This is a genomic window from Bacillus aquiflavi (genome assembly GCF_019915265.1).
GTDB lineage: Bacteria > Bacillota > Bacilli > Bacillales > Cytobacillaceae > Bacillus_BT > Bacillus_BT aquiflavi.
Window position 1 is genome coordinate 3231975 of the sequence record NZ_CP082780.1, and the last position, 14926, is coordinate 3246900.

The window sequence follows — 14926 nt, forward strand, 5'->3', positions numbered from 1 at the left end:
TTCAATTATTGTTAATACATTTAGTATTTCTAAACCTTTCTAAGTTTGGATACAACGAGCAGTTTATTCATAACGTAATGCTTCAATCGGATCTAGCTTTGATGCTTTATTTGCTGGAATAATTCCAAAGATGATCCCGATAAATGCCGAGAACGAAACACCAATAATAATAACTTGAACTTGAATAACAGGATCAATGGGTGTAAATTGTCCAACAAGATATGTTCCTAGCTTCGCTAACCCAATTCCTAACAAGCCTCCAATAGAGGTAAGAGTAACAGCTTCAATTAAAAACTGTAATAATATTTTTCCCCTTGTTGCGCCTAAAGCTTTACGGAGACCAATTTCTCTTGACCTTTCTGTTACAGACACAAGCATAATATTCATTACGCCAATGCCGCCTACTAAAAGAGAGATTCCAGCAATACTCCCAATAAATAAGGTCATTGTTCCATAATAGGTATCTAAATCTTCCTCAAATTTATCCATATCATAAGTTGTATATTGACCATCCTCCGGTTTCTTTAAATCCGTTAATGTTTGTATTACTTGTTCCCCTGTCTCAATAATAAGATCTGCATCCTCTGCAATAACAGCGATATTTTCAATCTCACGTGAACCAAACATAATGGAAGTAAGTGTTCTTGGCATTAGCATTTCCCCGTTTTCGCTCATCTGCCACACCTCGGGAATAGGTGATTTATAAACGCCAACCACTCTATAGGGATTCCCATTTACCTCCACAATCGCCCCAATTACTTGATCTTCAGATTTAAAGAACTTTTCCTTTGCTTTAGTATCGATCATGATAATTCGGTTTGTACTTCCCGAATCTGTTGAATTAAACCCCCGTCCCTCAACGATCTCAATATTTTTAGCGGATAAATAATGCTCATCTACACCAGTAATCTCCAGATCCCCTTCTTTACTATTATGCATCATACTTCCATATCCGCTATTAGTTCCCATCACATATTTAACTCCAGGAACATCTTCCAACCTCTCAAGATCGGTTTGTGTTAATTCAGGTTGTTCCCCAAAAAATATTGGTTCAGAAGATCCTTCTGGAGGAATTACTTCATACATAATTTCGATCACGTTTTTGTCTGCGGAAAATAAATCATCTTTCATTGTTTCTTTTGCGCCTTCTCCAATCGCAACAATTAAAATCACTGCCCCTACACCAATAATAATCCCTAACATTGTTAATAAAGAACGAATTTTATGGTTTAAAATGGAGGATAAAGAGATTTTAAAACTAGCCCAAAGACTCATGCTTTTCGTTCCTCCGATCTTCGATAATTAATCCGTCTCTTAATGTTAGTATTCGATTTGAATACATGGCAATTTCCTTTTCATGTGTGATGATAATAACTGTTTTACCCTCTTGATTTAATTGAACGAACAATTCCATAATTTGAGCACTCGTTTTTGTATCTAATGCACCTGTTGGCTCATCTGCTAAAATAATCGTTGGATTATTAACTCGCGCGCGCGCAATGGCAACACGTTGCTTTTGTCCACCTGACAATTGATTTGGCAAATAATCGAAACGATTGGCTAAACCAACTTTAGTTAACATTTCCTTAGATCGTTCCATTCTTTCTTTTTTAGGAACACCTGCATAAAGGAGGGGAACCTCTACGTTTTTTAGGGCGGATAATTTCGGCAGTAAAAAAAACTGTTGAAACACAAAACCTATATGCTCATTGCGTAATTTTGCTAATCTGCTTTCTCCTACTAGACGAACCTCCTCCTCATTAAGGATGACAGTCCCTTCAGTAGGAGTATCTAAGAAGCCGATTATATTCATTAAGGTAGATTTTCCCGACCCTGAAGGTCCCATTATGGCAACAAATTCTCCATCTGTAATCGTTAGATTAATCCCATGCAGAACAGGAACTTGAAGTGATCCATTTCCATAAACTTTTTTAATATTATTTAATCTCATCAAAGGAACTCACTTCCATTCCGTCATACATCCCTTCCGCCATCAATACAATTAATTCTCCCTTTTCTACACCAGACTTTATTTGGACAAATTCATCGCTTTCTGAACCAGTCTCCACTTCACGTCTTTGAAGTTTTTTATCCTTTAAAACATAAACTATATTTGTTCCATCCTCATCAGCGACTGCGGAGCGGGGAACTGCTAACGTTTTTCCTCCTTCGTCTAATCGAATTTCAAGGGAAACATGAAATCCTTGTCGCAGCTCTGACGTGTCATCAGTGATGACTACTTTAAAAGGATACATCGTTACATTTCCGCCTTCACCAGGAACTCCAGATTCTGCACCCTCATCTTTAGGAAATTGCGATACTGATTCAACAACGCCTTTCCACTCTCGGTCTTTATATACTTTAGGGCGAATAATCACATGTTGTTCAGGCTTTATTTTTACAGCATCAAACTCACTCATTGTTCCGACTACTTTGTATGGTTCATTTGAAATAATATGAACGACAGGTTCGGTAGAGCCTGACTCTGTTTTTGCAACATTTTTATTCACCTTTACAACGATTCCGTCCATTTTACTTTTTTCAACCATTTCTTTTTTTTGATTCTCAATTTCATTTATTTGCTCTTGAAATCCTTGAATTTCAGCTTTAGTTGTCTCGTATTGAATATCTAATTCTGATTTCTCTTTAACTAATTGGTCAATAACTTCCTTTGGATCTCCATTTTTCTTTGCTTGAGCCATTTCTTGATTTTTTTCTTTTATTTGATTTTCCTCAGCTTTTATTCTTTTTTGAACTAAATCTCTCTCACGAACTACTTTATTTAATTCAGCTTGCTGTTTTGACGTATCATAAATCACGAGTGGATCGCCAGCTTTCACCGCTTGGTTTTCTTCCACCTTAAATTCAATAATCTCACCTTTTTCTGGAGATAAATATACTTTTTGTTCGCTTTCAGGAACAATTTCACCAGTGACTAAAATTGTTTCGCTCAGTTCCTCTTCCTTTGCTTTTTGAACCGCTACAGTATTTTCTGGGGTCTCATCACCCATCGTTTTTATTCACACTTTGTTTCTCAATAGAAAGAACCAAATACCGGCTAGAATAATTGCTCCAACCAAAATCCAAATTAACACTTTTTTCACTTTTTTCCCCTCCCACCACACTAGTAGTTCACTATTGAAAAAACTATGAAGTTAGAATTGTTGTCTCATAGAAATATAACGTAAAGTTTATCAAAAGGTTTCAAATTTTATAGTATTTGTCTTACTTTGTAATGACTTCCTATGAATCTAAGCCTCTTCTTGTGGAGAACAAAGAAATTTTTTCTATTAAATCAAAAAAGATTACTTTAAAACAAAACATTTTAAAGCAATCCAGTTATAGACAAAATCAATCTTTGAAACAATTACCGAAGAAATACTAAAAAGCACATGTTAGTCGATACGGAAGTTGAATAGACTTTGTAGTTTATATGCTGATCACGAAGGGCAAGGAGCAAGGAACTCAAGCATTTGCCATCAATCTAAGATTTTTAAAGGAAAGCTATCAGCTCTTTCATTTGTTCGAGATGACGCTGTTCGTGGTAATAAATAAAATCAACCATATTTTTTAAACTAATTGGACCAAAAGCTAGATGGTTAACAGATTTGTCTTCTAACGTTTGTAAATCAATTGAGGCTAATATTTGTTCTAACTCTTGTCGTGATTGTACTAACATAGATGTCATTTGCTGTTTCGTCATAAAATCTGTGGGGGGATCAACTGGTGACTTCCGTTTATCTGTTCGATCACTTAAAAATTGCAAGTTTTTATTTTCTATCTTGTTCGTTTCATGTTTTAAACCTTTTTTTAATTGTTTTATTCCATATTGTTCAGCGGTATAAAGATGGTGTAAAATTTGTACCATACTCCATTTATCGGAATTTGGCTTCACATTTAATTGTTCATCTGTTAATTCCCCAATCACTGCAAATATTTCATTCCTTAACTCAATAAGCTTTTGTAACATGTTAAAACCTCCTATCTGTGGATTTAGTATGATCGTAACAGAAAAATAGTCAGAATAATACGATTTTTTATTAATCATCCATAAGTATTAAATATTGTTCATCCTATTTTATGACGAATACTTCCCTCTATTAACCGATGTCGAAAGCTTCCCCATTTTTTAAAATGAAAGCAACACCATTATTCATCATCGAAAGGAGTCATTAACATGATTAAAAATAAAGTTGTCATGATTACGGGGGCATCAAGAGGACTTGGAAAAGAGCTGGCATTTTCTTTTGCAAAAAAAGGGGCCCGTCTTGCCCTATGTGCAAGAAATAAAGAAAGACTTGAAAAAGTAAAAAAAGAGCTTGAAAATAATGGAGCCGAAGTGATTGCAGTTGTTGCTGATACATCTAATGCAAACGATGTCGATCGATTCGTGTCTCTTACAGAATCATCCTTTGGCAAAGTTGATGTACTCATAAATAATGCGTCTATTTTTGGACCTGGCCCTACTTTACTTGCTGATTATCCTGCGGATGATTTTGCGGAAGTCATACAAGTTAACGTCCTAAATCCTTTTTTAATGACAAAAAGAGTCCTATCTGGAATGCTAGCTAGAAATGCGGGATCTATTGTGAATGTGACGTCTGAAGCCGGTCATACTGGGTTTGCTGAGTGGGGATCTTACGGGATATCGAAATTTGCAGTTGAAGGATTAACACAGACATGGGCTGATGAATTAAGTGAAACGAAGGTACGTATTAATATGGTCGATCCGGGGGAAATGAATACAGATATGCATCAAATCGCTGTTCCAGATTGCGATTATGAGCTTGCAGATCCAATAGATGTTGTAGACGTTTTTTTATATTTAGCTTCGGAAAAGTCTGCTCATATTAATGGTCAGCGTTTTAAAGCACAAGAGTTGGTAAGAAAGGAGGCCAACTATGATGACTGCGATACATCGTTTTCAAATTCCTGATTATTTAAATGCATCCTCTCCAGTTGAATATCGTCGTGGAAAACGAGAAAACGTTCGTTTATTCGTTTTAGATCGGAAAAGGGAGAGAACCTTTCATAGCCTTTTCACTCAGCTCGTTTCCTTTCTTTCACCAGGAGATTTGCTCGTTTTAAACAATAGCAGAACGATTCCTAGTGTATTAAAAGGAAGACTGGATGGTAAAAATATCGAGGTTCGTTTATCTCGGCGCTTATCCGACGATGAATGGGAAGTGCTTATAATTGGGGGGAAATGTTCAATTGGAAATGTTATTGAGTTTCCAGCAGGTTTAACAGCTAGAATTACAGAAATGAAAAAAAACTCTCCGTTATCAAAGCTTGCTTTTTCAAAGGAAAGCTTAGAATTATATCATATTATTTATCAATATGGTGAACCAATTCGCTATGAATATATAGATCATCCTTGGCCGCTTGATGCTTACCAAAATGTATACGCATCTGTTCCAGGATCAGTCGAGATGCCATCTGCTGGAAGAGCTTTATCATGGAAAATGCTGAACATGCTTAAACGGTATGGAATCCAGATTGCCTATTTACAACTGCACGCTGGTTTAAGCTATTATGGACAAAATCGCTGGCCGGTTGCAAATGAGCATCCCGAACACTTTCATATTCCAGCCGTGACTGCCGACTTAGTCAATAAAACAAAGAAAAACAATAATCGTGTGATTGCTGTAGGAACAACTGTTGTTAGAGCCCTTGAGTCTTCTGTTGATGGATGTGGTAAAGTAGAACCACAAGATAATATTACAAAGCTCAATATTCAAAAAAGTTATTCCTTGAAGGTTGTAGATGGTTTGCTAACAGGTTTTCACGAACCTGAAGCAAGTCACCTTGATTTATTATCAGCTTTTATCGATGAAAACTTTCTCATACAAGCTTATAGAGAAGCGATTGACATGGGATATTTATGGCATGAGTTTGGGGATATGAACTTGATCATACCCATCTTGGAGCAATGTTAATGAATTGGCATCATATTGGTATTCAAGTGCGAGACTTAAACATTTCGATAAAGTTTTATGAAAAAATGTTTGGTTTTGTTGTGATAAATTGTCTCATTCTTCATGGAGAAAAGATTGTGTTTTTACGAAATGGACCAGTTATGCTTGAATTGATTAAAGCAAATGAAGCACATTCCTATGCAAATTCTGTGCACTTTTCGTGGCAGGTGAAAGATCTTAACGCCCACATTGCCACATTAAATGGTGCAGGGCTGAATCCCGTTGAAGGACCGGTTGAAATTGACTATGGCTGGACTTGCGTCTTTTATGAAGGGCCTGATAAAGAAATAATAGAGTTAATCGAGATAAAATCAATAGGGACTGATATTTGATTAGTCCCTTCCCCTAATTTTCTACTTGAAAGTGCCCCATTTTCCATAAACATATCAACCCTCTATGTAAATAATTATTTTACTTAAGTTAAACAATATAATATTCTTAAAGTAGAGGTTTTTCTAATATATTAAATGCACCCTATTTTTACCCCGCTTTGAAAATACGATGCACAAGATCTACATAATATTAAAAAATAAAAAAGTAAAGGAATAGTGTCAATGATAGTAGGATTACTTATTATTTTAATTCTCGTTTTATTTTTACCATTCTCCGTTAAAATTGTCGAACATAACTTAGAAGTATTTTTATTTGTAATGGGGCTATTAGCTGCGATAGTAAGTGGAGAGTTAACCAAGTCTTTATTTGGAAAAGCACTTGAAGATCCAATAAATATTTCATTAGCGGTATTAGTTGCCGGTTTATTATTTAAATGGTTACAGGATCCGTTAGAAAAAAGAATAATAAAAATGAGTGAGGCAATCCCTTACAGAGTGTTTTTAGCGCTAGTCGTTATCATTTTAGGCTTAATTTCAAGTGTTATTACTGCTATTATAGCGGCGCTTGTATTAGTCATTATCGTGAGTGTTCTACCTCTTGACCGAAAGTCAGAGGTTCGACTAGTGATCTTAGCTTGCTTTTACATAGGACTGGGTGCTTCTTTAACTCCTATTGGTGAACCATTATCAACACTTGCAGTAAGTAAGCTAAACGAAGATTTTTTCTTTTTATTGCGTCTGATTGGACCTGAAGTAATTCCGGCGGTCATCATTTTCGGAATATTAACGATGGTATTAGTGAAACCTCAAAAAAGTACTGTTGGATTATCACATAATCAAACGAAAGAATCTTATAAGGAAATCATTATACGTGCATTAAAAATCTATCTTTTCGTCATGGGGTTAACATTGTTAGGTGCAGGTTTTGAACCGTTAATCAATCGTTACTTGTTAGGATTAAGTCCATATATCTTATATTGGATTAATATGATTTCTGCAGTACTTGATAACGCTACTCTCGCAGCAGCTGAGATTAGTCCTGCAATGGATCATCCAACAATTAAATCTATTTTATTAGGTCTTCTTATTAGTGGCGGTATGCTTATTCCAGGGAATATTCCTAATATTATCGCCGCAGGAAAACTGCAAATTACAAGTAAAGAATGGGCTCGATTCGGTGTGCCAATCGGCTTAATTACAATGTTGTTATATTTTTTAATTATTCTTCTTATTGGATAAGAAATGAGCATAAGAAAATACCTGATGTTGGGTAAACGGAAAGAGGTCGGGACAAAACCATTTTAATCAAAGATAAATCCGAACAATGAGATAGTTAGTGCTTATATCCCGCTCCGGAAATATACTTCGCTTTCCGCGGGCAACGCCTCAACTTCCTCGGAAGCAAAAACCGCTTCCTGCGGGATTTTCAGCTGTTGTTTTTCCCGCAGGAGTCTACGTATATTTTCTCCGCTGGATGAGCATATCGTTCGTTTTTAGAGTTGATTGTTTTAGTTATGTCCCAGCCCCTTTCTGTTCATACTTACTGTTTATATAATTAATTAATCAAATAACCCTTTAAAAAAGTCTCCAATTGCCTGGAATATCTTTTTAAAGAAATCACCGACACTTTGCCAAAAACCTTCGTCTCCTACAACTTCTTTCATTTTATCCCTAATGTCTTTCGTAATATCGTTAAGCTGCTTTTTTACTTTGTCAAAATCAATATTTAAAGAACGCATTTTTTCAAATAAGTCGATAAGTAGTTGACGGTCTTCTGGACTCAATTCAATTTTTAAGGTTTTTAATTGTTCTTCTACTATTTTTTCTACATCTTCTTTTGTAGCAGGGTTTTGTTCGGCAATCGCTTTTTTAATTTCCGTCAAAAGTTCACTAACTTTTTCATCATCCATGCCTTCTCTTTCAGCTAGTTTTGTCGCAAGGCCCAGCTCTTCATTTGCTACTTCCATGCGATCCTTATCGAGTTCCTCACCGCCGACTTCATAGGCTTTATATATTCCAACAAGAGCTGAATGCCCGGTCACTTTAACAGGTGAAGCCACTTCTACATTTGCATCTTCTATTCCGGCAGTCAACAGGGCGTTAGCATACATTTCATCCGTAACCTCTGTAATATTCCCAGGTGTTACGTGTGTAATGACTAATCCCTCACCCTTTTCTTTCCGGGTTATTTTTGCAGAAGAAAACATACGTGAACGCGGATCTCCATCAATGAGACGAACGAGGTCCTTAGCAGTCACCGTAATTTCTTCTACCATACTGCTATCCTTTACATTTAATAACTTTTTAACTTCCTCTTTCTGTTCAGCAGTTAATGTTTCCCCATATACAACAATTGGAAGACCAAATTTCTCATTTATAGCCTCTTCTGAGTCATCATTAGCAGCTTTTGCTACACTATTCATCCCTAGGCATAAGCTCAGGATAAAAACAAGTGCAATTTTGCTTAATCTTTTTAGCATCATAGTAACTCCTTCTCCTTTTTTATTTTTAAGGCTAAATTCATTATTACCGTTTAAATAAACTTGTGCAAACAAAAAATGACCCTAGCAAATTAGCTTTTTTAGTGCTACTATCATTTTCAAACTATATTTTTAAAAAATTGATTAATACTCAAACTTCTCTTTTAAAGAATGAATATCTTCGGCATTACCACTAACAAGTAATCGATCTCCTTGTTGAACTTGTGTGTTACCATGGGGAATAATAAATGACTCTCCGCGATAAATTCTTAAAATCAGAATATTGATAGGAAGCGGTAATTCACGTAATAAGCGATCATGATAATGAGGATTATCCATCCGTATTTCATGAATAGAATCGTCATCTTGTGTAATTAACTCTACAGCGGTTGGATGTTCAATTAACGCCTTTAATAACGTTCTTGAAGCATACAATGTTGAAAATAGCACCATCCCTTCCTGCTCAACATGAATATTTTCATGATCTGGTGTTTCAACTCTAGTAATAATTCTTTGAATCCCAATTAACTGAGCATGCTTAGCTAGCCGAATATTAGCTTCATCATCCATACTTCCAAACACAATAATATCAGCTTCAAAGGCACCGTTATCGGTCAATGATGAAACAGTTAATTCAATATCAATAACGGGAATATTTTTACCGTTTTCGCGCTTTAGTTCCCTATTTGTATCGTCCGGCTTTATCGAGGCAAACATCTTGATTTCATAGCCCGACTTCAATAAGTCGTGTGCAACTGGGAGCGTGACATGATTAGCCCCTATAATCGATACAACCGTATTTCGTTCCTCTTCTTTAGGATACACTTTGTTAAATAAAACTGGAAATACAAGGCATGATAATATCGCAACTAAAATAAGTGCCCCGTGCATTTGTTCATTAATAATATTCATTTGTAATGCAATGGTTGATGCGGCAATGACAAGACTCAAGGTCGCGGATATTAATAGACCTGCTCCAACGACGTTTGGCCACGGATACCATTTTTTAAGAATTAAACTTGGCACCATTTTTGAAAGAAAGATCATCATGAGTAATAACGGAATTAATAAAAAAACTTTCGGATCCGCAAATAATTTCCACAAGTCCAGATTAACACCGACCATCACGAAAAATATCGGTATTAAAAATCCATAGCCAAATGTATCCAACTGATGTGCAAAGTCCCTGTCAGGCATTAATAAAGAAACGATCACCCCAGCAAGGAATGCTCCTAAAATATTTTCAACTCCTAGCGTTTCTGATAAAACAACAAATAGCAAAATCAAGGCAAATACAGCCCTTGTACCCAACTGCACTGTTCCTTTACTAATTAAAGCGAACAAACCGCGGTTCGAAAACCGCTTTGCTAATATATACGTTACGAAAACTAAAACAAAGAAAACGATTAAAAGCAGCATTTTTGTAAAGTCTTTTGATAGCGCACTTAAATAAACAGCTAATAAAATCATTGTAACAAAGTCAGAAATAACTGTGACGAGCAAAATGGTTTGACCAATTCCAGTTTTCATTAGCTTTTTTTCTTTAAGAACCGGCATAACAACGCCAAGTGAAATCGTTGCGATAATTAATGTCATTAAATACGGTTCAGAAACAAAACCTAACATCACAAGAATGAAGAAAAAAACAAATGATAGTAATAAAATTGCTACAAATATAATTAACGATATGATAAGAGGATTGGGTTCACCTTTGCGCTGTTTTGATTTTCCACTAAAAGAATTAAAATCAATCTCAACCCCACTTAAAAACATTAAATAAATAAACCCAAGTAAAGATAACAGATTTAACCAAGGATCGTCTGTAACTATGTTAAATCCACTTTTTCCAATAATAAGCCCAGCAACAATTTCTGCTACAACAACTGGAAGTGCACGTAATTTTAAATGATGAAGCAATATGGGGATCAAAAATGCAATTCCGACGACAATCATAAGTGACATTAAAGAAGTTGTTTGTTCCATAATCGACTCCCATTCTATTTAATGATCATGCGGTAACTATTAAATTATTGTTAATTTATAAAAAATACAGTTAACTTGCTTTCACCTCGGGCTGCGTTACTTAACTAAGGGAGGGTTTTTCCAAGTATTAACTTTGTCCTATAAGTAAGTCAATTTCTCGTGAAGTTTTGAACCACACCTATTATAAATGAACTGAATATTTTGTAAAACAAATATACATCTAATTTTTTTAACATATAAAATAAAATAACAATCAGCATAATTGACTGATTGTTATTCTTTATTTGCTCCCACTATTAAATAGAGAATAAATGGTTAATTGGATTTAAGTGTTCACAAATGATTATTTTGTTTCTATTCTTTTTAAAGGTTGTTCAGCAGGCCCTTCTACCACTTCACCTATTATTGAAAATCTAGACCCATGACACGGACAATCCCATGTGCGATCACCGCTATTCCATTCCAATTCACAGCCTAAATGGGTGCACGTTGTGTCAACAATGTAAAGCTGTCCTTTTTCGTCTTTATACGCTCCAGCTCTTCTTCCATTTACATTGACAACAGAACCTTCATCATGATTAAGCTCGTCGGCTGTTCGTAAAGGATATTCCAACTTTCCTTCTATTAAATGCTTTGCAACATCTATGTTGGTTTTAATAAAGTTTTTCACACTTGGATCGGCTTTAAATCGAGAAGGCGTATAGACATCGATAAAAGGATTCTCTTTACCAACGATAATGTCACGAATTATTTGTGCAGCAGCAGTACTATTCGTCATCCCCCATTTTCGATAGCCTGTTGCAACTAATACGTTTTCCTTTTCGTTCGTAATACGTCCAACATATGGAATCTTGTCTAAGGTCGTTAAATCTTGAGCGGACCAACGATAAAGCATCGTTTCAATTCCAAACGTTTGTTGAGCAAAATCTCTTAATGCTTCATAATGTCGAATGGTTGAAATACCTTGACCTGTTTTATGATTTTCTCCTCCAACTAACAAAATTTTTTCACCATTTATGACTGTATCACGAAGTGAACGTTTCGGATCCTCTGCACTAATATACATGCCGCCAGGAAAAGGATTTTTCGTTTTTACCGCCATAAGGTAAGATCTCTCCGAGTACATTCTTGTTGGATAAAAGCCAAGACCATCGTAAAACGGATAGTGTGAGCAAACGGCTACATAATCACAAGCAATATGGTGACCATTCCTCATTTTCACTAATGTCTTTTCACTATAGTCTACATCTACTGCAGTAGTGTCTTCAAAAATCAATCCGCCATTTTCAGTTATCTCATTAACGAGCACTTTTAAATATTTAAGAGGATGAAATTGAGCTTGATTTTTCATAACCAATGCAGATTTTATTGGTATGTCAAGCGGAATACTTTCAATCAAGTCCCCATTGATCCCAATTTTCTCATAAGCGTTGCTTTCATTTATTAACTTATTGATCGACTGAGAATCATTTGTATAAATGTACGCATCCTCATCCGTAAAGTCACAATCGATTTCTTTCTCTTTTACAATATTTCTAATAAATTGCAGTGCTTCATTATTAGCTTGAAAATATAGCCTTGCTATCTCTTCCCCAAAATGACTAATAATCTCATCATAAATAATTCCATGTTGTGCAGTAATTTTGGCTGTCGTGTGCCCTGTTGTCCCATTTAAAATAGAACCAGCGTCTATTAATGCTACTTTTAATCCTTCTTTAATTAGTAAATAAGCTGTTGTAATTCCTGTTATTCCACCGCCAACTACAGCTACATCGACTTCAAGATTTTCTGATAATGCAGGAAACTTTTTGAAATTTACGGAATCCGTCCAATATGATTGAGGGAACTGGGTCATCCTTCCACTTTTAAATTGCTCACTATACATGAATTCACCCTCCAAAAATTTTTTCTACATTTAATTTTCCCTATCATGTAAAAATTCATGTATTTCGTTATTTGCTCTTTTCGTTCAGTACTCTTCCCCAATCAAAAAAGGATTCCGTCACATAAATCCTCAATCATTCTAGATTGTTCCTGCGTTTTTTATATCTCGTTTGATCCCGGGCATACCTGGTACCCAGTTAGCTGGAGCACCAAGTCCTGTTCTTTTACCAAATTGGACCGCTTGAATAATTCGCAAAATTTCATATGCATTGCGACCCACTTCTTTCGGATAAATAAGTTTAGAAATTATTCTTCCTTCGGGATCTATAAATACAGTAGCTCGAAAAGCAAGACCCGCTTCTTCATCTAATACTCTGTACGCTTTAGAAATTTGCTGATTACGATCGGAAAGCAAAGGATATTGAACTAATTTAGCGGAAGGTGAAACGTCTTTAAATACTTTATGAGCATAAACACTGTCTGTGCTTATTGCTAAAACTTCAGTATTTAATTGCTTTAACTCAGGATAAATAGCAGCGACCGCTGCCAATTCTGTCGGTCAAACAAATGTAAAATCACTTGAATAGAAAAATAAGATGATCCATTTCCCAATATAATCTTCTAACCGAAAAGACTTTACCTCACCATTTATATACCCATCTACCTCAAATGTTGGCGCAAAATCATCTCGAGTCGCACAAAATGGAGATGGACACTGTGGTGGGATTTGGTCTACCGTCAAGCGCTTTAATTCAGACATAGCATACACCCCTCTTTTTTTTATAAGGTAATGTATCATATGTTTCTAAATATTTATCGTAACTTCTTTATTTTTTTAACTCAATTTTCCTCCGCTACTTGCGTTTTTTGCACAAAAAAAGCTCTCTTAATAAGAGCCTTTTTTAAATCGTATTATTTCAGTCTGTTAACATTAATTGTTCTAATTGTAACGGTTCTATATAGTTTCCGTTTTTGTATGCCCTCATATTTCCGCCTGAAATTTCATCTATAAGAATAATTTGCCGATCTTCTCCTGCTCTGCCAAATTCTAATTTTATATCATACAGTTCAATGCCTTTTTTAGCTAATTCATCTTTTACAATTTGACTAATTTTTTTCGTTAAATCTTTTAATACTACATATTCATCCGCTGACAAAATCCCAAGCATATGAAGAGCATCTTGACTTATAGGCGGATCTTGACGTTCATCATCTTTCAAAGTCACCTCAACGAAAGCATCCAAGGCTTGTCCTTCTTTAGCATACATGCCGTACCTGCGTAGGAAACTTCCGACTGCTCTGTAACGGCAAATAACCTCAAGTCCATTCCCGAACATTGTTGCTGGTTTAACTGTCATCATAGCTTCTTCAATATTTGCATCTATGTAGTGAGTAGGGATACCTTTTTGTTTTAATTTTTCAAAAAAGTATTTCGTCAAGCTAAGTCCTGCTCTTCCTGCTCCTTCTATCTTTAACCCAACTGTATTAGCCCCAGGATCAAACACCCCATTTTCCCCTGTTACATCGTCTTTAAACTTAAGCAAATAATTCCCATCATCTAAAGCATACACATCTTTCGTTTTACCCGTATATATAAGCTTCATTTTACATGTCCTTTCCACATAAAGATTTTAACCGCTATTCCAAATGTAAAATAAATATATGATTTATTATATCACGTGGCAAATTACTAAAAGCAATGACCAATTTATTTTTTTATCTCCTCTTTTAAATCCCTTTAAAGCGTTGAATAGTTTACGCACATTAAGCAAATATTATAAGTGGAATTATCCCCAACCATTGGGCAAATTCCTAGCTAAATTATCTTTATGTCAGGAATAACAAGGAGGAAAGATACAAAAATGAACGAGCAACGTGCTAAAGAAATTGCTGCTTCTCCTATAATGGCAAATGTCATTCATGAAGGGGTTCCCATCTACATTCAACATGTTGATGACGCAAATGGAATTGCTAGAATTTAATAGAAGTGAAGTGGTTTCAGACTGTTGATAAACGCTCGTATTTTTTGTTACTTGCACCCTTGTTGTAAGCTATGAACGATTTGTTCTATTCGCTTCCGCCCCGTGTTGCGTGCCCGTGCTGATATGCGTTTTTAACCAGTCTCCAGAATTGATTCAATATTCATTTTGACTACTTCATTTTTAAAGGTGTGGCTTTCCCTCTTTAAATTATTATTTTTATAATTCTTTTAAACTGAATGAAGTGGTTTTTTTGCAATAATTTTTTTTGAAACCGAATGTAGAACTTT

General features: G+C 35.5%; 13 protein-coding genes and 1 pseudogene. 5 read left to right on the plus strand and 9 right to left on the minus strand.

Annotated features, from left to right (window positions below; all coding sequences use genetic code 11):
• Positions 1-63 precede the first annotated feature (63 nt).
• The 4 genes from K6959_RS15680 to K6959_RS15695 all read right to left on the minus strand — a co-directional run bounded on the left by K6959_RS15680 (position 64) and on the right by K6959_RS15695 (position 3970).
• On the minus strand, positions 64-1275 hold the full coding sequence (locus tag K6959_RS15680; RefSeq protein ID WP_223086979.1) for an ABC transporter permease: 1212 nt from the start codon (positions 1273-1275) through the stop codon (positions 64-66).
• Positions 1259-1954, minus strand: a complete 696-nt coding sequence (locus K6959_RS15685; protein WP_223086980.1) for an ABC transporter ATP-binding protein — start codon at positions 1952-1954, stop codon at positions 1259-1261. Before K6959_RS15685 ends, K6959_RS15680 begins: the two co-directional genes overlap by 17 nt.
• Positions 1938-3011: an efflux RND transporter periplasmic adaptor subunit gene (locus tag K6959_RS15690; RefSeq protein ID WP_163243448.1), complete on the minus strand. Its 1074-nt coding sequence runs from the start codon at positions 3009-3011 to the stop codon at positions 1938-1940. The genes K6959_RS15685 and K6959_RS15690 overlap by 17 nt, the downstream gene beginning before the upstream one ends.
• A gap of 482 nt (positions 3012-3493) precedes the next feature.
• Positions 3494-3970, minus strand: a complete 477-nt coding sequence (locus K6959_RS15695) for a DinB family protein (protein WP_163243444.1) — start codon at positions 3968-3970, stop codon at positions 3494-3496.
• A gap of 207 nt (positions 3971-4177) precedes the next feature.
• Here K6959_RS15695 and K6959_RS15700 point away from each other — a divergent pair, with 207 nt between their 5' ends.
• The 4 genes from K6959_RS15700 (at position 4178) to K6959_RS15715 (ending at position 7549) form a co-directional block, all read left to right on the plus strand.
• The gene (locus K6959_RS15700; protein WP_163243443.1) at positions 4178-4936 is read left to right on the plus strand and encodes an SDR family NAD(P)-dependent oxidoreductase; all 759 of its coding nucleotides are present in this window, start codon (positions 4178-4180) and stop codon (positions 4934-4936) included.
• Complete coding sequence (locus tag K6959_RS15705) at positions 4905-5939, plus strand: S-adenosylmethionine:tRNA ribosyltransferase-isomerase (RefSeq protein WP_163243442.1); 1035 nt, start codon at positions 4905-4907, stop codon at positions 5937-5939. Before K6959_RS15700 ends, K6959_RS15705 begins: the two co-directional genes overlap by 32 nt.
• Positions 5939-6310, plus strand: a complete 372-nt coding sequence (locus tag K6959_RS15710) for a VOC family protein (RefSeq protein ID WP_163243441.1) — start codon at positions 5939-5941, stop codon at positions 6308-6310. The genes K6959_RS15705 and K6959_RS15710 overlap by 1 nt, the downstream gene beginning before the upstream one ends.
• Positions 6311-6532: 222 nt before the next feature.
• The gene (locus K6959_RS15715) at positions 6533-7549 is read left to right on the plus strand and encodes a DUF1646 family protein (RefSeq protein ID WP_223086982.1); all 1017 of its coding nucleotides are present in this window, start codon (positions 6533-6535) and stop codon (positions 7547-7549) included.
• 320 nt (positions 7550-7869) lie between these two features.
• Here the strand turns inward: K6959_RS15715 and K6959_RS15720 are convergent, their stop codons facing one another.
• The 5 genes from K6959_RS15720 to K6959_RS15745 form a co-directional block, all read right to left on the minus strand.
• Positions 7870-8790 (minus strand): DUF1002 domain-containing protein, encoded by a 921-nt coding sequence (locus tag K6959_RS15720; protein ID WP_223086983.1) that lies wholly within the window; start codon positions 8788-8790, stop codon positions 7870-7872.
• A 144-nt stretch (positions 8791-8934) separates the two neighbouring features.
• Entirely contained in the window at positions 8935-10773 is a 1839-nt protein-coding gene (locus K6959_RS15725; protein ID WP_223086985.1) for a monovalent cation:proton antiporter family protein, read from the minus strand.
• A 343-nt stretch (positions 10774-11116) separates the two neighbouring features.
• Positions 11117-12658, minus strand: a complete 1542-nt coding sequence (locus K6959_RS15730; RefSeq protein ID WP_246234905.1) for an FAD-dependent oxidoreductase — start codon at positions 12656-12658, stop codon at positions 11117-11119.
• Between the two features lie 138 nt (positions 12659-12796).
• Positions 12797-13417, minus strand: coding sequence for a peroxiredoxin (locus tag K6959_RS15735; protein ID WP_163243312.1), 621 nt, complete (start codon positions 13415-13417; stop codon positions 12797-12799).
• Between the two features lie 157 nt (positions 13418-13574).
• Positions 13575-14261, minus strand: a complete 687-nt coding sequence (locus K6959_RS15745) for a phosphoribosylaminoimidazolesuccinocarboxamide synthase (protein ID WP_163243313.1) — start codon at positions 14259-14261, stop codon at positions 13575-13577.
• A 258-nt stretch (positions 14262-14519) separates the two neighbouring features.
• Between K6959_RS15745 and K6959_RS15750 the strand changes: the two are divergent.
• A pseudogene (locus K6959_RS15750) lies at positions 14520-14636 on the plus strand (H-type small acid-soluble spore protein); the annotation flags it as partial.
• Positions 14637-14926: the final 290 nt, after the last annotated feature.

Coding starts and splice junctions, on each gene's coding strand:
- K6959_RS15680 (WP_223086979.1), bottom strand. CDS start 1,275: ATGAGTCTTTGGGCTAGTTTTAAAATCTCTTTATCCTCCATTTTAAAC.
- K6959_RS15690 (WP_163243448.1), bottom strand. CDS start 3,011: ATGGGTGATGAGACCCCAGAAAATACTGTAGCGGTTCAAAAAGCAAAG.
- K6959_RS15695 (WP_163243444.1), bottom strand. CDS start 3,970: ATGTTACAAAAGCTTATTGAGTTAAGGAATGAAATATTTGCAGTGATT.
- K6959_RS15700 (WP_163243443.1), top strand. CDS start 4,178: ATGATTAAAAATAAAGTTGTCATGATTACGGGGGCATCAAGAGGACTT.
- K6959_RS15705 (WP_163243442.1), top strand. CDS start 4,905: ATGACTGCGATACATCGTTTTCAAATTCCTGATTATTTAAATGCATCC.
- K6959_RS15710 (WP_163243441.1), top strand. CDS start 5,939: ATGAATTGGCATCATATTGGTATTCAAGTGCGAGACTTAAACATTTCG.
- K6959_RS15715 (WP_223086982.1), top strand. CDS start 6,533: ATGATAGTAGGATTACTTATTATTTTAATTCTCGTTTTATTTTTACCA.
- K6959_RS15720 (WP_223086983.1), bottom strand. CDS start 8,790: ATGCTAAAAAGATTAAGCAAAATTGCACTTGTTTTTATCCTGAGCTTA.
- K6959_RS15725 (WP_223086985.1), bottom strand. CDS start 10,773: ATGGAACAAACAACTTCTTTAATGTCACTTATGATTGTCGTCGGAATT.
- K6959_RS15730 (WP_246234905.1), bottom strand. CDS start 12,658: ATGTATAGTGAGCAATTTAAAAGTGGAAGGATGACCCAGTTCCCTCAA.
- K6959_RS15745 (WP_163243313.1), bottom strand. CDS start 14,261: ATGAAGCTTATATATACGGGTAAAACGAAAGATGTGTATGCTTTAGAT.